This window comes from Streptomyces caelestis, from assembly GCF_014205255.1.
Lineage (GTDB): Bacteria > Actinomycetota > Actinomycetes > Streptomycetales > Streptomycetaceae > Streptomyces > Streptomyces caelestis.
This window is the reverse complement of record NZ_JACHNE010000001.1, coordinates 1,635,714-1,659,704: the sequence shown is the minus strand read 5'-3', so window position 1 is coordinate 1,659,704 and position 23,991 is coordinate 1,635,714. Positions and strand designations below refer to the sequence as shown.

The 23,991-nt window shown below is 71.1% G+C and carries 25 protein-coding genes; 16 read left to right on the top strand and 9 right to left on the bottom strand.

The window, feature by feature from the left end; genetic code table 11:
- Positions 1-2 precede the first annotated feature (2 nt).
- Together HDA41_RS07480 and HDA41_RS07475 are read left to right on the top strand one after the other, a co-directional pair.
- On the top strand, positions 3-1,202 hold the full coding sequence (locus HDA41_RS07480) for an acetylornithine transaminase (protein WP_184993226.1): 1,200 nt from the start codon (positions 3-5) through the stop codon (positions 1,200-1,202).
- Positions 1,203-1,209: 7 nt separating this feature from the next.
- Positions 1,210-1,755, top strand: a complete 546-nt coding sequence (locus tag HDA41_RS07475) for an arginine repressor (protein ID WP_010045203.1) — start codon at positions 1,210-1,212, stop codon at positions 1,753-1,755.
- Positions 1,756-1,965: 210 nt separating this feature from the next.
- On the opposite strand, the gene HDA41_RS07470 is transcribed toward HDA41_RS07475, so the two are convergent.
- The 6 genes from HDA41_RS07470 to HDA41_RS07445 all read right to left on the bottom strand — a co-directional run bounded on the left by HDA41_RS07470 (position 1,966) and on the right by HDA41_RS07445 (position 7,832).
- A complete protein-coding gene (locus HDA41_RS07470; RefSeq protein WP_230299583.1) occupies positions 1,966-2,769 on the bottom strand; it encodes an FAD:protein FMN transferase in 804 nt (267 codons plus the stop codon).
- Entirely contained in the window at positions 2,762-3,883 is a 1,122-nt protein-coding gene (locus HDA41_RS07465; RefSeq protein WP_184981857.1) for an FMN-binding protein, read from the bottom strand. The genes HDA41_RS07470 and HDA41_RS07465 overlap by 8 nt, the downstream gene beginning before the upstream one ends.
- 40 nt (positions 3,884-3,923) lie before the next feature.
- Positions 3,924-5,306 carry a ferredoxin reductase family protein gene (locus HDA41_RS07460; protein ID WP_184981855.1) on the bottom strand — a complete coding sequence of 461 codons (1,383 nt, stop codon included), beginning with the start codon at positions 5,304-5,306 and terminating at the stop codon, positions 3,924-3,926.
- A gap of 135 nt (positions 5,307-5,441) precedes the next feature.
- Positions 5,442-6,140 carry a L,D-transpeptidase family protein gene (locus HDA41_RS07455; RefSeq protein WP_184981853.1) on the bottom strand — a complete coding sequence of 233 codons (699 nt, stop codon included), beginning with the start codon at positions 6,138-6,140 and terminating at the stop codon, positions 5,442-5,444.
- Between the two features lie 3 nt (positions 6,141-6,143).
- Positions 6,144-6,731, bottom strand: coding sequence for a pyridoxamine 5'-phosphate oxidase family protein (locus HDA41_RS07450; protein WP_184981851.1), 588 nt, complete (start codon positions 6,729-6,731; stop codon positions 6,144-6,146).
- 141 nt (positions 6,732-6,872) lie between these two features.
- On the bottom strand, positions 6,873-7,832 hold the full coding sequence (locus HDA41_RS07445; protein ID WP_184981849.1) for a hypothetical protein: 960 nt from the start codon (positions 7,830-7,832) through the stop codon (positions 6,873-6,875).
- A 218-nt stretch (positions 7,833-8,050) separates the two neighbouring features.
- Here HDA41_RS07445 and HDA41_RS07440 point away from each other — a divergent pair, with 218 nt between their 5' ends.
- The 7 genes from HDA41_RS07440 to HDA41_RS42660 all read left to right on the top strand — a co-directional run bounded on the left by HDA41_RS07440 (position 8,051) and on the right by HDA41_RS42660 (position 15,879).
- Positions 8,051-9,247: an argininosuccinate synthase gene (locus tag HDA41_RS07440; RefSeq protein WP_184981848.1), complete on the top strand. Its 1,197-nt coding sequence runs from the start codon at positions 8,051-8,053 to the stop codon at positions 9,245-9,247.
- 94 nt (positions 9,248-9,341) lie between these two features.
- Positions 9,342-10,775 carry an argininosuccinate lyase gene (gene argH / locus HDA41_RS07435; protein WP_184981846.1) on the top strand — a complete coding sequence of 478 codons (1,434 nt, stop codon included), beginning with the start codon at positions 9,342-9,344 and terminating at the stop codon, positions 10,773-10,775.
- Between the two features lie 171 nt (positions 10,776-10,946).
- Entirely contained in the window at positions 10,947-11,918 is a 972-nt protein-coding gene (locus tag HDA41_RS07430; RefSeq protein ID WP_184981844.1) for an aldo/keto reductase, read from the top strand.
- Positions 11,919-12,008: 90 nt separating this feature from the next.
- Positions 12,009-12,560 (top strand): TetR/AcrR family transcriptional regulator, encoded by a 552-nt coding sequence (locus HDA41_RS07425; RefSeq protein ID WP_221511440.1) that lies wholly within the window; start codon positions 12,009-12,011, stop codon positions 12,558-12,560.
- On the top strand, positions 12,557-14,089 hold the full coding sequence (locus tag HDA41_RS07420; RefSeq protein WP_184981840.1) for an MFS transporter: 1,533 nt from the start codon (positions 12,557-12,559) through the stop codon (positions 14,087-14,089). The genes HDA41_RS07425 and HDA41_RS07420 overlap by 4 nt, the downstream gene beginning before the upstream one ends.
- Before the next feature lie 121 nt (positions 14,090-14,210).
- Positions 14,211-14,459: a hypothetical protein gene (locus HDA41_RS41090; RefSeq protein ID WP_184981838.1), complete on the top strand. Its 249-nt coding sequence runs from the start codon at positions 14,211-14,213 to the stop codon at positions 14,457-14,459.
- Between the two features lie 73 nt (positions 14,460-14,532).
- Positions 14,533-15,879, top strand: a complete 1,347-nt coding sequence (locus HDA41_RS42660; protein ID WP_184981836.1) for an AAA family ATPase — start codon at positions 14,533-14,535, stop codon at positions 15,877-15,879.
- A gap of 73 nt (positions 15,880-15,952) precedes the next feature.
- On the opposite strand, the gene HDA41_RS07405 is transcribed toward HDA41_RS42660, so the two are convergent.
- Entirely contained in the window at positions 15,953-16,627 is a 675-nt protein-coding gene (locus tag HDA41_RS07405; protein ID WP_184981834.1) for a lysophospholipid acyltransferase family protein, read from the bottom strand.
- 392 nt (positions 16,628-17,019) lie between these two features.
- Here HDA41_RS07405 and HDA41_RS07400 point away from each other — a divergent pair, with 392 nt between their 5' ends.
- From HDA41_RS07400 to HDA41_RS07390, 3 genes are all read left to right on the top strand, one after another.
- Complete coding sequence (locus tag HDA41_RS07400; protein ID WP_184981832.1) at positions 17,020-18,192, top strand: glycerophosphodiester phosphodiesterase; 1,173 nt, start codon at positions 17,020-17,022, stop codon at positions 18,190-18,192.
- Positions 18,193-18,282: 90 nt separating this feature from the next.
- On the top strand, positions 18,283-18,777 hold the full coding sequence (locus HDA41_RS07395) for an RNA polymerase sigma factor (RefSeq protein WP_184981830.1): 495 nt from the start codon (positions 18,283-18,285) through the stop codon (positions 18,775-18,777).
- Between the two features lie 57 nt (positions 18,778-18,834).
- Positions 18,835-19,332: a GNAT family N-acetyltransferase gene (locus tag HDA41_RS07390; RefSeq protein WP_184993222.1), complete on the top strand. Its 498-nt coding sequence runs from the start codon at positions 18,835-18,837 to the stop codon at positions 19,330-19,332.
- An 88-nt stretch (positions 19,333-19,420) separates the two neighbouring features.
- Here the strand turns inward: HDA41_RS07390 and HDA41_RS07385 are convergent, their stop codons facing one another.
- Positions 19,421-19,852 carry a hypothetical protein gene (locus HDA41_RS07385; protein ID WP_184981828.1) on the bottom strand — a complete coding sequence of 144 codons (432 nt, stop codon included), beginning with the start codon at positions 19,850-19,852 and terminating at the stop codon, positions 19,421-19,423.
- A complete protein-coding gene (locus tag HDA41_RS07380) occupies positions 19,833-20,192 on the bottom strand; it encodes a hypothetical protein (RefSeq protein ID WP_184981826.1) in 360 nt (119 codons plus the stop codon). The genes HDA41_RS07385 and HDA41_RS07380 overlap by 20 nt, the downstream gene beginning before the upstream one ends.
- Positions 20,193-20,261: 69 nt before the next feature.
- On the opposite strand from HDA41_RS07380, the gene HDA41_RS07375 reads away from it, so the two are divergent.
- The 4 genes from HDA41_RS07375 (at position 20,262) to HDA41_RS07360 (ending at position 23,906) form a co-directional block, all read left to right on the top strand.
- Positions 20,262-20,912, top strand: a complete 651-nt coding sequence (locus HDA41_RS07375) for an HAD family hydrolase (protein WP_184981823.1) — start codon at positions 20,262-20,264, stop codon at positions 20,910-20,912.
- A 375-nt stretch (positions 20,913-21,287) separates the two neighbouring features.
- Positions 21,288-22,322: a methionine ABC transporter ATP-binding protein gene (locus HDA41_RS07370; RefSeq protein ID WP_184981821.1), complete on the top strand. Its 1,035-nt coding sequence runs from the start codon at positions 21,288-21,290 to the stop codon at positions 22,320-22,322.
- Positions 22,319-23,026, top strand: coding sequence for a methionine ABC transporter permease (locus HDA41_RS07365; protein ID WP_184981819.1), 708 nt, complete (start codon positions 22,319-22,321; stop codon positions 23,024-23,026). Before HDA41_RS07370 ends, HDA41_RS07365 begins: the two co-directional genes overlap by 4 nt.
- A 61-nt stretch (positions 23,027-23,087) precedes the next feature.
- Positions 23,088-23,906 carry a MetQ/NlpA family ABC transporter substrate-binding protein gene (locus tag HDA41_RS07360; RefSeq protein ID WP_184981817.1) on the top strand — a complete coding sequence of 273 codons (819 nt, stop codon included), beginning with the start codon at positions 23,088-23,090 and terminating at the stop codon, positions 23,904-23,906.
- The last annotated feature ends 85 nt before the right edge of the window (positions 23,907-23,991 follow it).

The following is a 23,991-nucleotide window of genomic DNA, read 5'->3' as shown; positions in this document are numbered from 1 at the left end:
TCGTGGGCAACCAGGAACTGACCGCGCGGTGGCAGAACGCGCTCATGAACAACTACGGCACCCCGAGGCTCCCGCTCGTCCGCGGCGAGGGCACCAGGCTCTGGGACGCCGACGGCAAGCAGTACCTGGACTTCGTCGGCGGCATCGCGGTCAACGCGCTCGGCCACGCCCACCCGGCCGTCGTCGAGGCCGTGAGCCGGCAGATCGCCTCCCTCGGCCATGTCTCCAACCTGTTCGTCGCCGAGCCGCCGGTCGCGCTCGCCGAACGGCTGCTCCAGCTCTTCGGCCGCGACGGCAAGGTCTACTTCTGCAACTCCGGCGCCGAGGCCAACGAGGGCGCCTTCAAGATCGGCCGCCTCACCGGGCGGACCCACATGGTCGCGACCCAGGGCGGCTTCCACGGCCGCACCATGGGCGCCCTCGCGCTCACCGGCCAGCCCGGCAAGCGGGAGCCCTTCCTGCCGCTGCCCGGCGACGTCACGCACGTCCCCTACGGCGACGCGCAGGCGCTGGCCGCCGCGGTGACGGAGGAGACCGCCCTCGTCGTCATCGAGCCGGTTCAGGGCGAGAACGGGGTCGTGGTCCCGCCCGCCGGGTACCTCAAGGCCGCCCGGGCCATCACCGCCGCCACCGGCGCGCTGCTCGTCCTCGACGAGGTGCAGACCGGCGTCGGCCGGACCGGCCACTGGTTCGAGTACCAGGCCCACGAGGGCGTGCTGCCCGACGTCGTCACCCTCGCCAAGGGCCTCGGCGGCGGACTGCCGCTGGGCGCGACCGTCGCCTTCGGGCGCGCCGCCGAGCTGCTCCAGCCCGGCCACCACGGCACGACCTTCGGCGGCAACCCCGTCGCCTGCGCCGCCGGGCTCGCCGTCCTCGACACCATCGAGAACGAGGGGTTGCTGCAGAACGTCAAGCGGCAGAGCGAGAAGTTGCGTGACGGGATCGAGGGCCTCGGTCACGAGTTGATCGATTTCGTCCGGGGGACGGGTCTGCTCCTGGGTATCGTGCTCACCGAGCCGCTCGCGCCCCAGGTGCAGCAGGCGGCTCAGGACGCCGGCCTCCTGGTGAACGCGCCCGCTCCCGACGTCGTACGGCTCATGCCGCCGCTGAACATCGGCGACGACGAGGTGGACGCCTTCCTCCGGGCGCTGCCCGGCGTCCTCGACGCGAGTGCCGACGGGGACGGACGATCCGGGGAATGAGACGACGATGAGCCAGGCGCAGGACCACGAGCAGCCGGGGGCGAACGGGCCCGCCGTGCCGCAGACCCGCACCGCACGCCACCGCCGGATCGTGGACATCCTCAACCGGCAGCCGGTGCGGTCGCAGAGCCAGCTGGCGAAGCTGCTCGCCGACGACGGGCTGAGCGTCACGCAGGCGACGCTCTCCCGGGACCTGGACGAGCTGAACGCGGTGAAGATCCGCAACACCGACGGCGACCTGATCTACGCGGTACCGAGCGAGGGCGGTTTCCGCACGCCGCGCGCGCCGCTGGGCGGGTCGGCGAAGGAGGAGCGGATGCGGCGGCTGTCGCAGGAGCTGCTGATCTCCGCGGAGGCTTCGGCGAACCTCGTGGTCCTGCGGACTCCTCCGGGGGCCGCGCAGTTCCTGGCGTCGGCGATCGACCAGGCCGAGCTGCACGACATTCTCGGGACGATCGCGGGTGACGACACGTTGCTGTTGATCAGCCGGAACCCTGACGGGGGGCAGGCGCTGGCCGACCATTTGCTGAGGCTGGCGCAGAACGGGCATTGAGCACCCGGTGGGGGTTGCCGGTGGTGGCTGTGTGCGGGTGCGCTGTGGCTGGTCGCGCAGCCCCCCGCGTCCCCAAGAAGGTCCGCTTGACTGCGGGCATTCGTGCCTCCCCCAGTGCCTTAAGGGCCTGGGAGGTACCCCCAGGGCGGCACCCGTCCCAAGCGGCACCCCGCCGGCGCGGGTTGAGCAAACCCCCGCCCCAGCCCCGACTCACCCCAGCCGCGCCGCCAAACCTCCAGTACAGCGCACCTCATCGCCGGCCGTGATCAACAGCGCCTCAACCCCCGGCAGCGACTCCAGCCACGCCAGCCCCTCCCGCGAGCCCATCGCGAACGCCGCCGTGGCCCAGCAGTCCGCCCACGTCAGCCGAGGCCCCACCACCGTCACGGCGACCAGGTCGGTCACGGCCGAACGCCCCGTACGCGGGTCGACGATGTGCGCGCCCCGCTCGGCGGTCCCGGATGTGGCCACGGCCAGCTCGTCCACCCCTGCCGCGGAGATCACCGCCGCGAGACCTCCCGGTCGCAGGGGATCGGACACCCCGACCCGCCACGGCCGCTCCGAACCCGGGGCCCCGAGCAACTGCACATCGCCGCCGCCGTTGACGCTCACTCCGGTCACCCCGGGCACCGCCGCCAGCCGCCGCGCCGCCCGCTCGACCGCCCAGCCCTTCACGATGCCGGTCGGATCGAGGCGGCCCCCGTACGACGTGCTGAACCAGCCGTCACTCAGCTGCTCCGCCTCGGCCGCGAGCTTCAGGACCTCGCCGACCTCCGGATCACACTCCTCGACCGTCAGCTCAGCGCGTTGCAGCCGGGAGATCTGGCTGTCCTCGCGGTAGGTGCTGAACACCTCGTCGACCCTGTGCAGCCCGGCGACGGCCTCGTCGACCGCCGCGCGCACGGCGCCGGGTTCCCCGCCGCGGACGTCGAAGGAGAAGACGGTCCCCATCGTCTCCTCCGCGTGACGTACCGCGGCGGGAGCCTGTGCGGAGTCGGCCACCGTGTCAGCCACCGGCCTGGTCCAGGGCCGACTGGAGGGACTGCTTGTAGCCGGCGCTGGTGTAGGTGGCTCCGGAGACGGCGTCGATCTGGGCGTTTCCGGCCGCGACGGCCGCCTGGTTGAGGCGGGGGACGGAGGTGGAGGTGATCTGGTCGCTGCGGCCGCCCTTGGGGGCCTGGACGGCTTCGGCCTTGGTGATCTTGCCGCCGGCGACGGTGATGCGGACCTGGACCGGACCGTACTGCGTCTGCGCCACGCTGCCGGTGAGGGTCTGAGTCTGGGCCTGGCCGCCCCCGGAGCCGGCGCCCTGGGACGAACCGCCCCCGGAGCCGGAGCCCTGGGACGAACCGCCCCCGGAGCCGGCGGCCTGGGAGGAGCCGCCGCCCCCTGCCGGAGCCTTGTCCAGGGCGGACTGGAGGGACTTCTTGTAACCGGCGCTGGTGTAGGTGGCGCCCGAGACCGCGTCGATCTCCGCGCTCCCCGCCGCGACCGCCGCCTGGTTGAGGCGGGGCACCGAGCTGGCCGTGATCTGGTCGCTGCGGCCGCCCTTGGGGGCCTGGACCGCCTCGGCCTTAGTGATTTTCCCGCCGGCGACGGTGATACGGACCTGGACCGGGCCGTACTGCGTCTGCACCGCGTCACCGGTCACGGTCCGGGCGTTGCCCGAGCCCTGCGCGCCGCCGGCCGAAGCCTTGGCCTTGTCCAGGGCCGACTGGAGGGACTTCTTGTAGCCGGCGCTGGTGTACGTCGCCCCGGACACGGCGTCGATCCCCGCGCTCTGGGCGGCGACCGCCGCCTGGTTGAGGCGCGGCACGGAGCTGGCGGTGATCTGGTCGCTGCGGCCGCCCTTGGGGGCCTGGACCGCCTCGGCCTGAGTGATCTTGCCGTTGCTCATGGTCAGGCGCACCTGCACCGCGCCGTACTGCGTCTGCGCCGCGTCACCGGTGACGGTGCCGTTCACGCCGCCCTGCGGGGCCTGCCCGGCGGCCGCGGGCGGGAGCTGACCGCCCGCGGCCTGGGCGGCGCCCGGGTCGGAGGCCGGCTTCAGTGACAGCAGCAGCACGATCCCGGAGACGGTGGCTGCGCCGGCGAGCACGGCACGCCGGACGGGGTGAGACTTCCTCATCGTTTCTCAAGCTCCTGAAGGGCCGTTGATGTCCCGTCGCTCACATCTCGAACGACTCGTGGTGGATACGGCGTGCGGGGACTCCCGCGCCGCGCAGTGCCTCGTACACCGACTGCGCGAAGCCGGGCGGCCCGCACATGAAGACGTCGTGGTCGTCGATGTCCGGGATCTTCCGCCGGAGGGACTCCGCGGAGATGTCGGGCCGTTCCCCGTCGGGGCTGTTGACCGCGTACATCAGCCGGGCACCGCGCTCGTCGGCGATCTTGGCGAGCTCGCCCCACAGGGCCAGGTCCTGGGTGCTGTTGGCCCGGTAGAGCAGCGTGATGTCGCCGGAGGCGCCCGGCAGGGTTTCGAACAGGGCCCGCATCGGGGTGATGCCGACACCGCCCGCGACCAGCAGCACCTTGCCGCGGCTGCGGCGCTGCGCGGTCATCGCGCCGTACGGGCCCTCCGCCCAGACCTTGGTGCCGGGCTTGAGCTCGCGCAGCCGGGAGGTGTGGTCACCGATCGCCTTGACGGTGATCCGCAGCATGTCCGGGCGGGGCGCCGCCGAGAGCGAGTACGGGTGCGAACTGAAGCGCATGCCGGGCGCCTTGAACCGCCAGCGGAAGAACTGGCCCGCCTCCGCGCCCATCCGGTGCAGCTTGCGCCCGCCGATCAGCACGGACACGATGCCCGGGGTCTCCTCGATGACCGCCTCGACCCGCATCCGGTGCCGCAGGTTCAGCCGGATCGGGGTGAGGATCCGGTACCAGAGGACGAGCGCGGTCACCGCGCCGTACAGCCCGTACCAGAAGGTCTTCGCGGCGGGCTCGACGGCGAACTCGTTGCCCGTCGTGATCTGGTGCCAGAACGTCAGGTACACGGCCGCGTAGGTGAGCAGGTGCACGTGGTACCAGGTGTCGTACCCGATCAGCCGGCGGACGCCGCCGATCGAGAGGATCCCGATGACGAACAGCAGGCCCGTGCCGATGGCGGCCTTGCCCATGTCCGGCAGCTGGTTGATGGAGTCGGTCGTCTGCTGGACGATGGCGCCGAGCCCCTTGCCCGCCTGGAGGGCGTAGCCCCACATGGTGAGGAAGACGTGGGCGAGGACCAGGCAGAGCGTGTAGCGGCCGGTCATGGCGTGCCAGCGGGCGACCCGGTCGGTGCCCACCCGCCGCTCCAGCGCGGGCACCCGGGCCATCTGGAGCACCACCAGCGCCATGAGGTAGCCGGCGAGCAGGCCGGTGATCCGGCCCGCGGCCAGGATCTTGGCCGAGGTGTCCGCGAGCGACGCTGTGTTGTCCCACCACAGCCACAGCACGGCCGCCGCACCCGCCCACAGGGCGATCAGCAGCGGTACGGCCGGGGAGCGGCGCGGGCGGATGCGGCGCATCGTCTGGCGGCGGGCGGCACGGCCGCCTGCGAGCGTGGTGGTCACGGTTCCTCCGTGGGGACTTGACCCTTGGCCCACAGATACGTGCCGGGACACGGGAGTGTTCAGCCGCGTACCGAGTCGTGTGCGCACGGGAGTGACCGGGAGTAACCCGGAGAGGTGCGGGCGGCTTCCCCGCTACTAGTAGCGGGTGACGGCGGTAGCCCCGCCGGCCGTCCCGACGGCGATGTGGGGACGCCGCGCCGGGTCGGCCCAGGTGAGGATCGTCCGCATCGCGCCCTTCGGCACGGACACGCAACCGGCCGTCGCGCCACGCCCGTTGACATGCAGGAAGATGCCCGCGCCGCGTCCCCGTACGGGACGCTCGTAGTTGAAGCCGACGACGAGCGCGTGCGCGTACCGCTCGCCGTAGGTGATCAGGTGCTCGGACTCGGCGGCCCGGCAGTCGGCCGCGCGGGGCTCGGTCCAGCGGTTGTAGGAGCGGGAGCCGTTGTCCTGGCACCACCAGGAGTCCCGGTGCACCCGGCGGTACGGGTACGCCGTCCCGCGCGGCGCCGCCTTGATGCCGAAGGCGTACGGCAGGCCGTACAGACCCGTGGGTGTGGTGTTCGTGCCCTGCTTGCGGGACGCGCCCTCGACCAGCCCGTTCGCTCCGAAACGCGCGGGCGCGGAACCCGCCCGCACCCACCGCCCGTCCCTGCGGTCCCACCAGGTGACCGTGCCCGTCGTCGAGGCCCTCCCCGGGGCCACCGCGGTGATCAGCTGGGTGCCGCCGCCGGTGTCCGCCATCCGGGCCGGCAGCGGCGACGAGGGGGCGGGCGGCCCGGCACCGAGCACGACGAGGGAGGAGACGGCGAGGGCGACGGCACCGGGGCGCATGCCTCAGACCGTAGAGGGCGGCAGCGGCAGCGGCAGCCCGGGTAGTCCGTCCAGGCTGGTCTCGATGTGCTCCTTCTTGGTGAAGTAGGCGCTGAGCGACGCGTCGTCCTCGCGTGCGAAACGCTTGCCGTGCAGGTCGCGGTCCGCCTCGTACGCCATGAAGGGCACGGCGTAGCCGCAGCTGTCGCGGACGAGTTCGGCCGTCACGACGATGATCGCGCGCAGCCCGTGCTGCGCCGGATCGATGTCCGGGAAGTGGCCGAGCAGTTCCCGGAACCGGGGGTCGTCGCGGAAGACCGGCTCACCGCGGCCGTGCACGCGGACGATGTTCGGCGGGCCCTGGAAGGCGCACCACATCAGGGTGATCCGGCCGTTCTCCCGCAGATGGGCGATGGTCTCGGCGGTGGAGCCGGCGAAGTCGAGGTAGGCCACGGTGAGGTCGTCGAGCACCGCGAAGGAGCCCTTGAGGCCCTTGGGGGAGAGGTTGACCGTGCCGTCGGCGGACAAGGGGGCGGTGGCGGTGAAGAAGACCGGCTGCGCCTCGATGAACGAGCGGAGCCGGCCTTCTATGCGCTCATAAGTCTTTCCCATGTCTAACGATTATGGGTGCAGATCTTTCGCGCGTCTAAAGAATTGCGGGATCCGGTCACCTCTGCCGGACCCCGCCCCCGGGCGCCTGCCCGTGGCCGCCCCGGTCGGCGCTCACGCGGGGCGGCCACGGCGCCTGTCACCTCACTTGGTGAGCGTGCAGGCGGCCAGGGAGTCCAGACCGGCCGGCTTCTCGGCCGTGCGGCCGATGGCCGTGGCGATGCGGTTGACGGTGGCGATCCGCTTGTCCTCCAGGGGGCCGAGGATGGCGTTCTGGACGAAGTTGGGGCCGCCCTGGCCGACGGTGTCGACGAGGCGCTTGTTGGCCTCCTCGATCTGCGTGTCCAGCAGCGTCAGGTTGCGGTCGACCTCCGCCTTCGCCGAGGCGGGGATCGCCGGCAGCTGGGAGGCGACGTCCGGGCAGGTGATCGTGCCGGCGCCCGCGTTACCCGCCTCGCCCGCACCCGCTTCCTCCCCGGCACCCGCACCGGCCTCCGCGCCCGCGCCCGCTTCGGCACCGGCACCGGCTTCGGCGCCCGCTCCGGCCTCGGCACCGGCACCGGCTTCGGCGCCCGCTCCGGCCTCGGCGCCGGCACCGGCTTCGGCACCGGCGCCCGCCTCCTCTCCACCCGCTGCCTCGCCCGCACCGGCGCCGCCGTCGGCGTTGAGCTGGCAGGCGGCGAAGGCCTCCAGGCCCTCCGGCTTCTCGGCGGCACGCCCGATGGCGGTCTCGATGCGGTTCAGGGCGGCGACGCGCTTGTCCTCCAGGGGGCCGAGGATGGCGTTCTGGACGAAGTTGGGGCCGCCCTGGCCGACGGTGTCGACGAGGCGCTTGTTGGCCTCCTCGATCTGCGTGTTCAGCTGGGCGAGGTTGCGGTCGACCTCTGCCTGCGCCGAGGCGGGGATCGCCGGCAGCTGGCCGGTGACGTCCGGGCACGTGATGGTGCCGGGACCCGCCAGCGTCCGGGCGTTCGTCCCGCCGCTGTCGGGCGTCTCCCCGGCGAGGGCGAAGCCGGCGATCACCGTGCCGGACAGCGCCACCGCGGCGGCGCCGCCGATGAAGCCGACGCGACGCTTGTTGTACTTCGGAAGAGCCCTGGACATGCGGATGCCTCACTAGGGGTCGGGGGTGTCGTCGGTGTCGAAACGCGGCGCCTGCGTTCGGCGAGAGGTACGGGTAAGCGGTTTCGCGCGTTCAAAGGATCTTCAAAGTCATCTCGGCATGGCCGGAATCAGCCGCTCGATACGGGGTGCATTGACGAATCATGCGGAGGTCTGCATAATCATGCAGGTCAGTGATCGCAGTATGAGGGGAAGAACCCGTGACCGAGCGCGTCGTACTCGCCTACTCCGGCGGTCTTGACACCTCCGTCGCCATCGGCTGGATCGCCGAGGAGACGGGCGCCGAGGTCATCGCGGTCGCGGTGGACGTCGGCCAGGGCGGCGAGGATCTGGACGTCATCCGCAAGCGCGCCCTCGCGTGCGGCGCGGTGGAGGCCGAAGTGGCCGACGCCAGGGACGAGTTCGCCGAGGAGTACTGCCTCCCGGCGATCAAGGCCAACGCCCTCTACATGGACCGCTACCCGCTGGTCTCCGCGCTGTCCCGGCCGGCGATCGTCAAGCACCTCGTCGCCGCCGCCCGGAAGCACGGCGCCACGACCGTCGCCCACGGCTGCACCGGCAAGGGCAACGACCAGGTCCGCTTCGAGGCCGGTATCGCCGCCCTCGCCCCCGACCTGAGGTGCATCGCCCCGGTCCGCGACTACGCCATGACCCGCGACAAGGCCATCGCCTTCTGCGAGGACAAGGGCCTGCCGATCGCGACCACCAAGAAGTCCCCGTACTCCATCGACCAGAACGTCTTCGGCCGCGCCATCGAGACCGGCTTCCTCGAGGACATCTGGAACGCGCCGATCGAGGACATCTACGAGTACACGCAGAACCCGGCCACCCCGCGCGAGCCCGACGAGGTGGTCATCTCCTTCAAGGAGGGCGCCCCGGTCGCCATCGACGGCAGGCCCGTCACCGTGCTCCAGGCCGTCCAGCAGCTCAACGAGCGCGCCGGCGCCCAGGGCATCGGCCGGATCGACATGGTCGAGGACCGCCTCGTCGGCATCAAGTCCCGCGAGGTCTACGAGGCCCCCGGCGCCATCGCCCTGATCACCGCCCACCAGGAACTGGAGAACGTCACCGTCGAGCGCGAACTCGCCCGCTACAAGCGGGGCGTCGAGCAGCGCTGGAGCGAGCTGGTCTACGACGGCCTGTGGTTCTCCCCGCTCAAGCGCGCCATGGACGGCTTCGTCGACGAGGCCAACCGGCATGTCACCGGCGACATCCGCATGACCCTGCACGGCGGCCGCGCGGTCGTCACCGGCCGGCGCTCCGAGCAGTCGCTGTACGACTTCAACCTGGCGACGTACGACACGGGCGACACCTTCGACCAGTCCGCCGCCAAGGGCTTCATCGACATCTACAGCCTGTCGTCGAAGATCGCGGCGCAGCGTCACCTGCGGGCGTAGCCCGACGGGAACGGCGAGGCGCATACCCGACGGGAACCCGGCGCGGGCATATAAAGGTCCGCGTCACATCCCTACCTCTCTAGGAGCAACGCAAGTGAGCAGCAACAGCGGTGACGTACGGCTCTGGGGCGGCCGTTTCGCCGACGGTCCCGCCGAGGCCCTGGCCAAGCTGTCCGCGTCCGTCCACTTCGACTGGCGGCTCGCGCCGTACGACATCGCCGGTTCGCGTGCGCACGCGCGCGTGCTGCACAAGGCGGGCCTGCTCACCGAGGACGAGCTGACCCGGATGATCGCCGGGCTGGACCAGCTGGAGGCGGACGTCGCCGACGGCTCCTTCGTGGGCACCATCGCCGACGAGGACGTGCACACCGCCCTGGAGCGCGGCCTGCTGGAGCGGCTCGGCCCCGACCTCGGCGGCAAACTGCGCGCGGGCCGCTCCCGCAACGACCAGGTCGCGACCCTGTTCCGCATGTACCTGCGCGACCACGCCCGGGTCCTCGGCGGCCTGATCGCCGAGCTCCAGGACGCGCTGATCGGCCTGGCCGAGGCCCACCCGGACGTGGCGATGCCCGGCCGTACGCACCTCCAGCACGCCCAGCCGGTCCTGTTCGCGCACCACGTCCTCGCCCACGTCCAGTCCCTGTCCCGGGACGCGGAGCGGCTGCGCCAGTGGGACGCGCGCACGGCGGTGTCGCCCTACGGCTCGGGCGCGCTGGCGGGCTCCTCCCTGGGCCTGGACCCGGAGGCGGTGGCGAAGGACCTCGGGTTCGAGCACGGCTCCGTCGGCAACTCCATCGACGGCACGGCGTCCCGCGACTTCGTCGCCGAGTTCGCGTTCATCACGGCGATGATCGGCGTCAACCTCTCCCGGATCGCCGAGGAGGTCATCCTCTGGAACACGAAGGAGTTCTCCTTCGTGACCCTGCACGACGCGTTCTCCACCGGCTCGTCGATCATGCCGCAGAAGAAGAACCCGGACATCGCCGAGCTGGCGCGCGGCAAGTCCGGCCGCCTGATCGGCAACCTGACGGGCCTGCTGGCCACGCTCAAGGCCCTCCCGCTCGCGTACAACCGCGACCTCCAGGAGGACAAGGAGCCGGTCTTCGACTCCATCGACCAGCTGGAGATCCTGCTCCCCGCCTTCACCGGCATGATGGCCACGCTCACCGTCCACCGCGAGCGCATGGAGGAACTGGCCCCCGCCGGCTTCTCCCTCGCCACGGACATCGCGGAATGGCTGGTCAAGCAGGGCGTACCGTTCCGCGTGGCCCACGAGGTGGCGGGCGAGTGCGTGAAGGTCGCCGAGGGCGAGGGCAAGGAACTGGACGAGCTGACGGACGAGCAGTTCGCGAAGATCTCGTCCCACCTCACCCCGGAGGTCCGCACGGTCCTCAACGTCCCCGGAGCCCTCGCGTCCCGCAAGGGCCGGGGTGGCACGGCCCCGAGCGCGGTGGCAGTGCAGCTGGCCGAGGTGAAGGCCGACGTGGCGAAGCAGCATGAATGGGCCGTGGCCAAGAAGAAGGGCTGAGGGGAACGGACTCAAGGGGCGCGGGCTGTATCGATTTGCGGCTCCGCCGCGTGGGCGCGACGATCCCCGCACCACCCGCACCCGCCACAACACAGCACGACCCGAGCTCTGAGGCGAAGGTCATCGCGGGGGTTACGTTGGTCATCAGCAGCCGACCGAACGGAGCCCGCGATGCCCTTCGCCCGCCTGGCCTCAGCAACGACCCCCACATGCCACATCGGTCTGGGACTCGCCGCCGTCGGACGGCCCGGTTACATCAATCTGGGCCGCGATCAGGACCTGCCGGCCGAGCGCACGGTCGACGCCCTGCGCGACCGCACACATGAACTCCTCGACGCCGCCTACGCCCAAGGCGTCCGTTACTTCGACGCCGCCCGCTCCTACGGCCGCTCGGAAGAGTTCCTCGCCGACTGGCTGAACACAAGGCCCGGCCTCGACGACATCGTCGTGGGCAGCAAGTGGGGCTACACCTACACCGCCGACTGGTCCACCGACGCCGAGACGCACGAGGTCAAGGACCACACCCTCGCCACCTACGAACGGCAGCGCGCCGAGACCGACGCCCTGCTCGGCGACCGGCTCGACCTCTACCAGATTCACTCGGTGACCCCGGACAGCCCGGCCCTCACCGACAAGGAACTGCACGCGAAGCTCGCGCAAGCCGCCGCCCGGGGACTCACCATCGGCTTCTCCACCAGCGGTCCCGCCCAGGCGGACGCGATCCGCGCCGCCCTCGCCGTGACGGTCGACGGCGAACCCCTCTTCCGTACCGTCCAGTCGACGTACAACGCGCTGGAGACCTCCGCCGCGCCCGCCCTCGCCGAGGCACACGACGCCGGGCTCACCGTGATCGTCAAGGAGGGCATGGCAAACGGCCGGCTCGCGGGGCCGCACGCGCCGGACGTCCTGAAGGAGATCGCCGAGGAGTCCGGGCTGGGATGCGACGCCGTCGCCCTGGCGGTGATCCTGCGGCAGCCCTGGGCCGGCGTCGTCCTCTCCGGCGCGGCCACCGCCAACCAGCTCGCCTCCAACCTGCACGCGGCGGTCGTCGACCTCGACGACGACCAGCTCGCCCGACTCGCCACGCTGGTCGAGGAACCGCAGGCGTACTGGGAGAAGCGCGGACAGCTGCCCTGGCACTGATCACCACCCCTTCGTGAACGGAACCGGCAGCCGTGAGTCACCCATGCCCAGCGTGAGACATCTATGTCTCATATGGAGTATGATTGTCTCATGGCTGTCGATCCTGACCACGTGCTGCGCAGCGCCGCGGCCCTGCTGACCCACAAAGCCACCGCGACCATGGACGAGGTCGCCAAGGCCGCCGGGATCAGCCGCGCCACGCTGCACCGCCACTTCGCCGGGCGGGACGCCCTCGTCCGCGCGCTGGAGTCGCTGGGCATCGCGGAGTGCGAGGCCGCGCTGGCCACCGCCCGGCTCGACGAGGGCACGGCGAGCGAGGCCGTACGCCGGCTGGTCGGGGCCATCGAGCCCGCCGCCGGACTGCTGGGGTTCCTCTACACCGAGAACCAGCTGTTCGAGGGCGAGGAGCAGAACCCGGGCTGGACCCTGATCGACGAGCGAATCTCCGCCCTGTTCCGGCGCGGCCAGCTCAGCGGCGAGTTCCGCATCGACCTCACACCGGCCTGGCTCACCGAGGCGCTCTACGGCCTGCTGGCCTCCGGTGCCTGGATGGTGCAGAGCGGCAAGGGCGCCCCCAAGGACTTCCAGTACATGATCGTCGAGCTCCTGCTCGGCGGCGCACTACGGAGAGAGGAATCATGACCAGCACCCTGCAGCCGGCTGAGACGGCCGAGACGGTGAAGCGCCCGGGCCGCTGGCTCGCGCTCGGCGTCCTCGTCCTCGCCGTGCTGCTGGTGGCCGTCGACGCGACCGTCCTCGGTCTCGCGACCCCCTACATCAGCGAGGACCTGAAGCCCTCCGGCACCCAGCTGCTGTGGATCGGCGACGTCTACTCGTTCGTCATCGCCGGACTGCTCGTCTCCATGGGCAGCCTCGGCGACCGGATCGGCCGCAAGCGGATCCTGCTGGCCGGTGCCACCGCGTTCGGCGCGATATCCGTGTTCAACGCCTACGCCACCACCCCCGAGACGCTGATCGTGGCGCGGGCGCTGCTCGGTGTCGCCGGCGCCACGCTGATGCCGGCCACGCTCGCCCTGATCCGCAACCTCTTCCACGACTCGCGCGAACGCAGTCTGGCCGTCGGAATCTGGGGCGCCACCGCCTCCGCCGGTACGGCCGTCGGCCCGATCGTCGGCGGGTTCCTGCTGGAGCACTTCTGGTGGGGCTCGGTCTTCCTGATCAACCTGCCCGTGATGGCCGTCCTGGTCCTCGTCGGCATCAAGCTGCTGCCCGAGTCGCGTACCGCCAACCCCGGCCCCTGGGACCTGCTCAGTGTCGTGCTGTCGCTGGCCGGCATGGTCGGTGTCGTGTACGCGATCAAGGAGGCCGCCACCCACGGCTTCGCATGGAGCACCCTCGGCGCGGGCCTGCTGGGTGCGGCCGCCCTGCACGGGTTCGTACGCCGCCAGCTCAGGCTTCCGGCCCCGCTGCTGGACATGCGGCTGTTCCGCAACCGCGGCTTCAGCGGCGCGGTACTGGCCGACCTGCTGACCATCCTCGGTCTGTCCGGACTGGTGTTCTTCCTCTCCCAGTACCTGCAACTCGTCCAGGGCAGGCGCCCGTTCGAGGCGGGCCTGGCGGAACTGCCCGCCGCCATCGGCGCGGTGGTGGCCGGTCTGGCCGCGGGGCGCGCGGCCCGGCGCTTCTCGGTGCGGGCCGTCGTCTCCGCAGGGCTCGCGGCGATCGGCCTCGCCCTGGCCGCGCTCACGGTGATCGACCAGTCCACCGGCTACCCGCTGCTCGGGGCCGCGCTGCTCGTGGTCGGCGTCGGAGCCGGATTCTCCTTCACCGTGACCGCCGACGTGATCCTCTCCAGCGTGCCCAAGGAGCACGCGGGTTCGGCGTCCGCCGTGTCCGAGACGGCGTACGAACTCGGCGCGGCCCTCGGCATCGCCGTGCTCGGCTCCATCGTGACCGGCGTCTACCGCGACTTCACCGGCCCGGCGGGCACACCGGCCGCGGCGCACGAGTCGCTGGGCGGCGCGGTCGAGGCGGCGACGGGCATGCCCGCGCACACCGCCGAGGCCATGCTGGACGCGGCCCGCACGTCCTTCGTCGACGGCCTGGCCCTCGCGGCGGGCGTCGGAGCGGCGGTCCTGCTGGCGGCGGCAGTGGCGGCGTGGTTCCTGCTGCGGGGGCAGCGGCTGGAGAGCGGGGCGGAACACCCCTAGGCGTGTGGCCCGGACCTTCCACCACCCCTGCTCAGCCCCGCCTTTAAGCCCGCTTTCGCCCTCGCCTGATGGTCTTGGCTCCGTACCCGACGTCGTTCCCACGGCCGAAGGAGCCCCGATCATGACACGTCGTACCAAGAAGGCGATCGTCACCGTCTCCGTCCTGGCCGCCGCCGGGCTCGCGGGCGGCGGTGTCGCGCTCGCCGCCGACGGTGACGAGACGCCGCGCGAGCAGGTCAGGTTCGTCGTCGAGGAGGGCACCTCCTCCGGCGGGGGCGCGGCGGGCGACCAGGACTGCCCGTGGAAGGACGGCGGCACCGCCCCGAGCGGAACCGCACCGAACGGCGGCGACCCCGCCCCGGAGCTGTGACCACGGCCACCGCCCCGGATGCCATGACCCCGACGGCAAGCTCCTCGAAGAGGCCCTCTTCGAGGTCAAGCGGGTGATCGTCCGCCAGGACCGCATGGTGGAGCGGATGTTCACCGCCGTGCTGGCCCGGGGCCACTGCCTGCTGGAGGGCGTGCCGGGCGTCGCACTCGCCGCCAAGACGCTGGCGCATGTCGTGGGCGGGCGGTTCGCCCGACTCCAGTTCACGCCCGACCTCGTCCCCTCCGACATCACCGGCACCCGGATCTACCGGCCCTCCCAGGAGACCTTCGACATCGAACCCGGGCCGGTCATCGCCAACATCGTCCTGGCCGACGAGATCAACCGCGCCCCCGCCAAGGTCCAGTCCGCCCTGCTGGAGGTCATGGGCGAGCACCAGGTCTCCATCGGCGGCACCACGCTCCCCGTCCCCGAACCCTTCCTCGTCCTCGCCACCCAGAACCCGATCGAGTCCGAGGGCGTCTACCACCTCCCCGAGGCCCAGCGCGACCGCTTCCTGCTCGAGGTGGAGGTCGCCGCGCCCAGCGAGTCCGAAAAGCTCGCCATCCTCTACCGGATGAGCGTCGACCCGCCCCGCCCCCGCCGGATCCTCACCCCCGAGCGGCTGGTCGCGCTCCAGCGGAGCACCGACGAGGTGTTCGTGCACCACGCCGTCGCGGAGTACGCCGTACGGCTCGTCTGCGCGACGCGTGACCTGGCCGGTCCGGAGCGGCGGCTGGCCCACGGTGCCGGTCCGCGCGCCACTCCCGGCCTGGTCGCCGCCGCCCGGGCGCTGGCCCTGCTGCGGGGCCGCGGCTACGTCCTGCCCGAGGACATGAGCGACCTGGCGCACGAGGTCGTCGGGCACCGCCTCGTGGACTGGAACGCCACCGCCCGCACCACCGTCCCGCACGTCCGGTTCACTCTGGCCGACCGCGAACTCACCACCTGGATCGTCCTCGACGCCTCCGCGTTCGCCCCGCTCGCCGCCGAACGCGGCCAGCTCCTGCACCGCAGCCTCGCCCCAGGCCTCACGGTCATCGGCGGCCACGACGCCCTGCGCCGGGCCGTCGGCAACCTGCTCTCGAACGCGGTACAGCTGGCCCCACCGGGTTCCCTCATCACCGTCGCGGCCGACCGGGACGGCTCCTGGCTCTGGACGGCGGTACGGGACGAGGGCCCAGGCATAGGCGACGACGACCGGGCGAGGGTCTTCGACCGCTTCTGGCGAGCCAAGGGCAACGGCGGCGGCCGCGACCGCCACGCCGGGCTGGGCCTGGCCATCGTCCGACAGATCGTGGAATCGCACGGCGGCCAGGTCGCCTGTTCTCACGGGTGGGGGAGGGCTACGTTCGTGCTGTGGTTCCCGGCACCGGGGCACGGCCGGACGAATGGCGGCCCGCCGGAGAACGCGCCCCTGTAGGGACGCGGGCCTCTGTCCCATTGCGGCTCCGCCGCGTGAGCGCGACAAGCCCCCGCAAGCCGCACCCGAGAAACTACGCGGCTTCCTTGGCCTTACTCGCGTACATGTCCACATACTCCTGCCCGGACAATCGCATGACCTCACTCATCACGGAGTCGGTCACAGCCCGCAGCACGTACCGGTCCCGGTCCATCCCCTCGTACCGGGAGAACTCCATCGCCTCGCCGAACCGGACCGTGACCTTCCCCGGCCGGGGGAGACCCGCCCCACCCGGCTGAAGCCTGTCCGTACCGATCATCGCGAACGGCACCACCGGCGCCCCCGTCATCAGCGTGAGCCGGGCGATCCCGGTCCGCCCCCGGTACAGCCGTCCGTCGGGCGACCGCGTCCCCTCCGGGTAGATCCCGAACACCCGGCCCTCGTCCAGCACGCGGCGTCCGGTCATCAGGGCGGCGACACCGCCCCGGCCACCGTCACGATCCACCGGGATCATGCCGACGCCCGTGAAGAACCAGGCCATCAGCCGGCCCTTGAGGCCCTTCCCGGTCACGTACTCGTCCTTGCCGATGAAGAAGACCTGCCGGTCGCAGACCAGCGGCAGGATCATCGAGTCGATGAACGTCAGGTGGTTGCCGGCCAGGATGACCGGACCGTCGCCGGGAATGTGCTCCGCACCTTCCACCTGAGGGCGGAACATCAGGCGCATGATCGGGCCGAGCACTGCCTTGATGAGCGCGAAGCGGGACAACGGGCCCTCCGTGTCAGGGGATGCGGTATGAGTCTGTGCAGGTGAGGACGATACTCGCGGCCCCGGGGGTCGCGCACATCGGGCACGGCGAGTTAACCGAGGTCTTACGCGCCGGTGACGCGTGTTCACCTGCGGTGACCCGCTGTGGACGATGTGTGACCCGGCCGCCGCATGTGACGGACGTCGCTCCCTGGGCGTATCGGACGCGTTCCCAGAACCGCCGCACCGAATCGCGGGGACGCGACGCACTCGACGAGCCGTCAGTTCACGGCTCCCACCAGCCACTACGACATCCCTCATCACCCACCTGTTCCGCCCGGCGTCTCCCACCCGTCATGTACGCGCCCGTACGATCGCCCCGCACTGACGAGCCGACGGCAGGGAGGGCGCTCATGGGAACGCAGAGGCCGAACGAGGAAACCAGCGGAACCGGACGGCGGGCCCTGCTCGGCGCGGCGGTGCTCGGCGCCGGGGGAGCGGTCCTCGGCGTGACCGGCACGGCGAGAGCCGACAGCACCCGGCAGGGCGGCGGGCAGGGCGGGCTGAAGAGTCTGCCCAAGCCGACGATCGTCGGCCACCGCGGGGCCAGCGGCTACCGCCCGGAGCACACCTTCGGCTCGTACCAGCTGGCCCTCGACATGGGTGCCGACATCGTCGAGGCGGGCGACCTGGTGCCGACGAGGGACGGTCACCTCGTCTGCCGTCACGAGCCGGAGATCGGCGGCACCACGGACGTCGCCGACCACCCCGAGTTCGCCGACCGCAAGAAGACCAAGCTCCTCGACGGTGTCTCCACCACCGGCTGGTTCACCGAGGACTTCACGCTCGCCGAGCTGAAGACCCTGCGGGCGATCGAGCGCATCCCGGCCAACCGCCCGCACAACACCCTCTACAACGGCCGCTGGGAGATCCCCACCTTCGAAGAGGTCCTGAAGTGGCAGGACGAGCAGACCCGCAAGCGCGGCAAGCAGGTCTGGATCTACCCCGAGCTCAAGCACCCCACCTACTTCCGCCAGCAGGGCCTTCCCCTGGAGGAGCGGGTCGCCAAGCTGCTGCGCAAGTACCGCAAGGACCGGCGCACCTCCCCGGTCATCCTCCAGTCCTTCGAGCCGACCAGCATCGAGCGCCTCAACAAGCTCGTCGACAACCCCTTGGTCGTGCTGCTGTCCTCGGCGGACACCCGCCCCTGGGACTTCGTCGAGACGGGCGACCCGCGCACGGTCGCCGACCTGGTGAAGCCGGCCGGCCTGCGGGAGATCGCCTCCTACGCGCAGGGCATCGGCCCGACCCTCGACCTGGTCATCCCGCGCGACGCCAAGGGCAACCTCACGCAGCCGACGACGCTCGTCGCGGACGCGCACAAGGTGGGTCTGGTCCTGCACCCGTGGACGCTGCGCAACGAGAACCCCTTCCTGCCCGCCAACTTCCGCAAGGGCACGGACGCCGACGCCTACGGTGACGTCTTCGGCGCGTACCGGGCGTACTTCGCGACCGGCATCGACGGCGTCTTCACCGACCAGCCCGACACGGGTCTGCTGGCCCGTCAGGACTTCGCCGGCAACTGAGCGTCAACAGGTGAGCTCACACCCCCCCCGGTCGAGTGGGCTTCGGCCGCCCGGGCAACCCGCAGCCCGGGCGGCCGCGTCGCTCCGCACATGACGCACGACCTGGTCACCGCCCTGCGCCCGCTGCTCGCCGCCGAGGCCGCCGCGGAGGCGTATGCCGCCGGAGCCGAGCCGGGCGACCTGGAGCAGGCGGTCTGGCTCCGGCTGCTGGAGCGCCTCGACGCCGAGGGCCCGCCGCTCGACCCGCAGGAATGGCTCCGCCGGGCCGTCCGCTCGGAAGCGCGCCGCACTCACCGTAGGAGCCGCCTCGAACGGCTGTACACCGTCGAACCGGTCGACGACGGCGGTCGTGACCCCGAACAGCTGGCCCTCGCCGCGGCGCGCGGCCGTGCCCTGCGCGCGGCCGTACGTCGCCTCCCGGGCCGGTGCCCTCGGCTGATGCAGGCCCTGCTCTCTCCCGAGGACCTGACATACCGGGAAATCGCAGGGGAGTTGGGTATCTCACAGGGCAGTATTGGCCCGGAACGTTCCAGATGTCTGGGATGTCTGCGGAGATTGCTCACACCGGAGGTTGCGGCCCGCTGAGGACGGGGATAGGAGTGAGGAACGACAGGTGATCAGATGAGCGGGAGGCGTGCGCACATGGGCATGAGCGTGACCATCTCTGCGGCGACCGAGCAGGACGCGGAGCAGATCTTCAGGCTGCAGTACCTGTGCTTCCAGCCGGAGGCGGCGCTGTACGGGAACTACCGCATCGACCCGCTCGTCCAAACCCTCGACTCGGTCCGCGAGGAGGTCGCCCGGGACTGCGTCTTCGTGGCCCGGCTCGGCGACGAGGTCGTCGGCTCGATCCGCGGCTCGGTCACCGAGGACGGCGCCGCCGCGATCGGCAAGCTCTGCGTCCACCCCCGCCTCCAGGGCCACGGCATCGGCGCCCGTCTCCTGCGAGCGGCCGAATCGGCCCTGGCCGGCCAGCACGGCGCCACCCGCTTCCGCCTCCACACCGGCCACCGCAGCGAGGGCAACCTCCGCCTCTACCGCAAGGTGGGCTACGAAACGGTGGGCACGTCCCAGGGCGCGGACGGCGTACCGATGATCGTCCTGGAGAAGCCGGCGGGTACCTACGCGGCGACGGCTTGATCTTTCAGGGGCGCGGGGCCGTATCGATGTGCGGCTCCGCCGCGTGGGCGCGAGCACCCGAAACACAACCCGCACTCGCCGACGCCCCTCAGCCGGCATCTCCCTGCCGCGCACGCGACCGCCGCAGCCAGTAGATCGCCGACACCGGCAACAGAATCGGGATGAACAGATACCCCATCCCGAAATCCGACCACACGGTCGCGTCAGGAAACGCCGACGGCTCGACCAAGGTCCACGTCCCCACCGTCAGCACACCCGCCAACTCGGCGACACAGCACGCCAGCGCAGCCTTACGCGCCGTCTCCCCACCCCGCACCAACGAGTACGTGATGAACCCGTACACGACACCGGCCACCGCCGACAGCGCGTACGCCAGCGGCGCCCGGTCGAACTCCGTCGCGATCTGATACGCGGATCGCGACACCGCCCCGACGACCATCACGCCGTACAGCCACACCAGCAGCGTGCCCGGACCACTGGTCAGCCGCCGCCGGCTCACCTCAGCCTCCCCAGATGTCATAGAGCCGCACCTCCAGCACAGCCAGCACGACACCGCCGGCGGCGACCGTCACCGAACCCCACCGGGTGCGCTCCGCCAGCGACATGAACCCCGCCGCCGGGACGCACGCGAACGCCCCCAGCAGATACGCCACGAAGATCGTCGTGCCCTGTTCCGGCTTCTCGCCCCGCGCCAGCAGCACGATCCCGGCCACGAGCTGGATCAGCGTCAGCAGCGTGACCACGGCCATTCCGATGAAGTGCCAGTCCTTCGTCGGCTGGTCACGGTAGGCGGCCCAGCCGCACCAGGCGGCGAGCAGCAGCGCGGCGACGCCGGTCACCAGCGTCAGGACATCAAGCATGCTGCGACCTTATTACGGCCGAAAAGGCCCGCTGCTCCCGGCCCTGGCCTGCACCGTAGGGTCGGGGGCATGAAGATCCACGCGCACGCCCTGCTGTTCGACAACGACGGAACTCTGGTCTCCTCCCTCGCCTCGGTGGACCGCTGCTGGGCGCGGTGGGCCACGGAGTACGGGATCACGGCCGAGGAGTTCGCCCGGGTCGAGCTGCACGGCCGGCCGGCCGCCGAGATAGCCGCCGACCTGCTGCCCGCCGACCTGGTGCCGCAGGCCGTCGCGCGGATCGAGGATCTGGAGGTCGACGACGTGCCGAACGGAGGCGTGCACCTGCTGCCGGGGACCCGCGCCTTTCTCGACGCCCTGCCGGCCGAGCGCTGGGCCGTCGTCACCTCCGCCACCCGGCGGCTGGCCGAGGCCAGGCTCGACGCGGTCGGCATCCTGCCCAAGACGCTCGTCGCCGCGGACGACGTCACCCGAGGCAAGCCCGACCCCGAGCCGTACCTGCTCGCCGCCCGAGCCCTCGGCGTCGACCCGGCCGACTGCGTCGTCTTCGAGGACGCCCCCGCCGGCCTCACCGCCGGCCGCGCCGCCGGCATGACCACCGTGGCGTTGACCACAACCCATCAGGCCCACGAGCTGCAGGCCGATCTGGTGGTCGAGAACCTGTCGGCCCTGTCCGCACTGGTCACCGAGCAGGGTGTGGAGATCTCCCTCCGCGGCTGACCGAACCCGGCCCTGTCCGCCGCTGTCCACCATCCGGACAGTGGGCGGCCGGTCAGGACCGTACGCATGTTTTACTGACGGCATGACCACGACGAGCGACCGCATCCCCGCGACCGAGGCGACCCTGACGCCCGGTGCTCGTTGTCTGTGTCGAATGTGCGCCTTCTAGAGGGCCCCGGCACCACCCCTGAGCTCGCGCCCCGAAGCGAGACCGCGGCATGTCCGCACGCTCCGAGCCGTGCGTGACGCCAAGCCGCCCGCGCACATGTTCTCCCCGGTTCCACGCCTCAGCGAGAACCGTGTCGCGTCCCTGAACGAATGCAGCTGTGCCCGGGCACACCCATGCCCGCGCACTCGACAGTGACGGAAACCCACGTGATCACCACAACGGACCTGACCAAGGTCTACCGTTCGCGCGGCCGCGAGGTCACCGCCCTGGACGGCGTCGACCTGCACGTCCGCGAAGGCGAGGTGTACGGCGTCATCGGCCAGTCCGGCGCCGGCAAGTCCTCGCTCATCCGCTGCGTCAACCTGCTGGAACGCCCCACCTCCGGCACCGTGACCGTCGCCGGGCAGGACCTCACCGCCCTGGCCGGCCGCGGCCCCCGCGCCGGAAAGGAGCTGCGGCAAGCGCGCAGCCGGATCGGCATGATCTTCCAGCACTTCAACCTGCTGTCCTCCCGGACCGTCCAGGACAACGTCGAACTGCCGCTGGAGATTCTCGGCAAGTCCGGCGGGGAACGCTCCCGCAAGGCGCTGGAGCTGCTCGACCTGGTCGGTCTCGCCGACCAGGCCAAGGCCTACCCGGCCCAGCTCTCCGGTGGCCAGAAGCAGCGCGTCGGCATCGCCCGCGCCCTGGCCGGTGACCCCAAGGTGCTGCTGTCCGACGAGGCCACCAGCGCCCTCGACCCGGAGACCACCCGCTCGATCCTGGGGCTGCTGCGCGACCTGAACCGGCAACTCGGCCTGACCGTCCTGCTCATCACGCACGAGATGGACGTCGTGAAGTCGGTCTGCGATTCGGCCGCACTCATGGCGAACGGGCGCATCGTCGAGTCCGGCACGGTCAGCGAGTTGCTGGCCACCCCCGGCTCGGAACTGGCCGCCGCGCTGTTCCCGCTCGACGGCGAGGCCTCCGGCGAGGACCGCACCGTCGTCGACGTCACCTTCCAGGGCGAGAGCGCGACCCAGCCCGTCATCTCGCAGCTCGCCCGCACCTACAACATCGACATATCGATCCTCGGCGCCGCCATCGACACCGTCGGCGGCCTCCAGGTCGGCCGGATGCGCATCGAACTGCCCGGCCGCTACGAGGACAACGTGGTGCCGATCGGCTTCCTGCGCGAACAGGGCCTCCAGATCGACGTCGTGGGCCATGAGTCCGTACCGGTGAAGGAAGGTGCCAAGTGACCTGGTCCGAGATGCGGCCCCTGCTGGAACAGGCGTGTTGGGACACGCTCTACATGGTCGGCTGGTCCACGCTCATCGCCGTGGTCGGCGGACTGCCGCTCGGCATCCTGCTGGTCCTGACCGACCGCGGCGGCCTGCTCCAGAACGTCGTCGCCAACAAGGTCATCGGGCAGATCGTGAACATCGCCCGGTCCCTGCCGTTCATCATCCTGATGGTCGCGCTGATGACCTTCACCCGCTGGATCACCGGCACCACCATCGGCCGCGAGGCCGCCATCGTGCCGCTCGCCGTCGGCGCCATCCCGTTCTTCGCGCGTCTGGTCGAGACGGCCGTCCGCGAAGTGGACCACGGGCTCGTCGAGGCCGTGCAGGCCATGGGCGGCAACACCTGGACCGTCGTCCGCAAGGTTCTCGTCCCCGAGTCCCTGCCGTCGCTGATCTCCAGCACCACCACCACGATCGTCGCCCTCATCGGCTACTCGGCCATGGCGGGCACGGTCGGCGCGGGCGGCCTCGGAGACATCGCCATCCGCTACGGCTACCAGCGCTTCGAGACCGGGCTGATGTGGATCACCGTCGCGATCCTCGCCGTCGTCATCTCCCTCATCCAGTTCGCCGGCGACTACGCGGCCCGCTCCCTGCACCGCCGCGGCGCCCACTCGGGCCCCGCCCCGAAACTGCGGCTGCTCAAAGCCGCCTCCTGAACCCCCCGTACACCCACAACGGGGTCGCACCACTCGCAGGCCATAAGGAAAGGCACTTTTCGTGCGCAACACCGCCAAGATCACCACCGCCGTCCTCGCCGCCGGAGCCCTCACCCTCGGGCTCAGCGCTTGCGGCGCGGGCGACTCCGGCTCCGACGGACCCCTGATCGTCGCCGCCAGCCCCGTCCCGCACGCCGAGATCCTCACCTACGTCAAGGACAACCTGGCGAAGAAGGAGGGCCTGGACCTCCAGGTCAAGGAGTTCACCGACTACGTCACGCCGAACACGGCGACGCAGGACGGCTCCGTCGGCGCCAACTACTTCCAGAACAAGCCGTACCTCGACGACTTCAACAAGAAGAACGGCACCGACATCGTGCCCGTCGTCACGGTTCACCTGGAGCCGCTCGGCCTCTACTCCCACAAGGTCAAGAAGGCCGGCGACCTGAAGAGCGGTGCGACCGTCGCCATCCCCAACGACACCGTCAACGAGGCCCGCGCCCTCAAGCTCCTCGCCGCCAACGGGCTCATCACCCTCAAGGCGGGCGTCGGCAACGAGGCGACCCCCTCCGACATCGCCAAGAACCCCAAGAACCTCAAGTTCAAGGAGCTGGAGGCGGCCCAGACGCCGCGCTCCCTCGACGACGTGGACGCCGCCGTCGTCAACGGCAACTACGCCATCGAGTCCGACCTCAAGCCGGCGAAGGACGCCCTCGTCCTGGAGTCCCCGAAGAACAACCCGTACGGCAACTTCCTCGCCGTGAAGAAGGGCCAGGAGGACGACCCGCGCGTGAAGAAGCTCGCGAAGCTCCTCACCTCGCCTGAGGTGAAGAAGTTCATCCAGGACAAGTACGCCGGCTCCGTGCTCGCCTCCTTCTGAGCCCCCGCCCGGCACCCGTCAGGCACGGGGTCCGCCCTCACCCGGTGGGGAGGGCCCCGTGGTGCGGATCAGTGCTTTCATGCTG

Coding starts and splice junctions, on each gene's coding strand:
- HDA41_RS07475 (WP_010045203.1), top strand. CDS start 1,210: ATGAGCCAGGCGCAGGACCACGAGCAGCCGGGGGCGAACGGGCCCGCC.
- HDA41_RS07465 (WP_184981857.1), bottom strand. CDS start 3,883: ATGAGGAAGTCTCACCCCGTCCGGCGTGCCGTGCTCGCCGGCGCAGCC.
- HDA41_RS07455 (WP_184981853.1), bottom strand. CDS start 6,140: ATGCGCCCCGGTGCCGTCGCCCTCGCCGTCTCCTCCCTCGTCGTGCTC.
- HDA41_RS07450 (WP_184981851.1), bottom strand. CDS start 6,731: ATGGGAAAGACTTATGAGCGCATAGAAGGCCGGCTCCGCTCGTTCATC.
- HDA41_RS07445 (WP_184981849.1), bottom strand. CDS start 7,832: ATGTCCAGGGCTCTTCCGAAGTACAACAAGCGTCGCGTCGGCTTCATC.
- HDA41_RS07430 (WP_184981844.1), top strand. CDS start 10,947: ATGCCCTTCGCCCGCCTGGCCTCAGCAACGACCCCCACATGCCACATC.
- HDA41_RS07425 (WP_221511440.1), top strand. CDS start 12,009: ATGGCTGTCGATCCTGACCACGTGCTGCGCAGCGCCGCGGCCCTGCTG.
- HDA41_RS07420 (WP_184981840.1), top strand. CDS start 12,557: ATGACCAGCACCCTGCAGCCGGCTGAGACGGCCGAGACGGTGAAGCGC.
- HDA41_RS41090 (WP_184981838.1), top strand. CDS start 14,211: ATGACACGTCGTACCAAGAAGGCGATCGTCACCGTCTCCGTCCTGGCC.
- HDA41_RS07400 (WP_184981832.1), top strand. CDS start 17,020: ATGGGAACGCAGAGGCCGAACGAGGAAACCAGCGGAACCGGACGGCGG.
- HDA41_RS07395 (WP_184981830.1), top strand. CDS start 18,283: ATGACGCACGACCTGGTCACCGCCCTGCGCCCGCTGCTCGCCGCCGAG.
- HDA41_RS07390 (WP_184993222.1), top strand. CDS start 18,835: ATGGGCATGAGCGTGACCATCTCTGCGGCGACCGAGCAGGACGCGGAG.
- HDA41_RS07385 (WP_184981828.1), bottom strand. CDS start 19,852: ATGACATCTGGGGAGGCTGAGGTGAGCCGGCGGCGGCTGACCAGTGGT.
- HDA41_RS07380 (WP_184981826.1), bottom strand. CDS start 20,192: ATGCTTGATGTCCTGACGCTGGTGACCGGCGTCGCCGCGCTGCTGCTC.
- HDA41_RS07375 (WP_184981823.1), top strand. CDS start 20,262: ATGAAGATCCACGCGCACGCCCTGCTGTTCGACAACGACGGAACTCTG.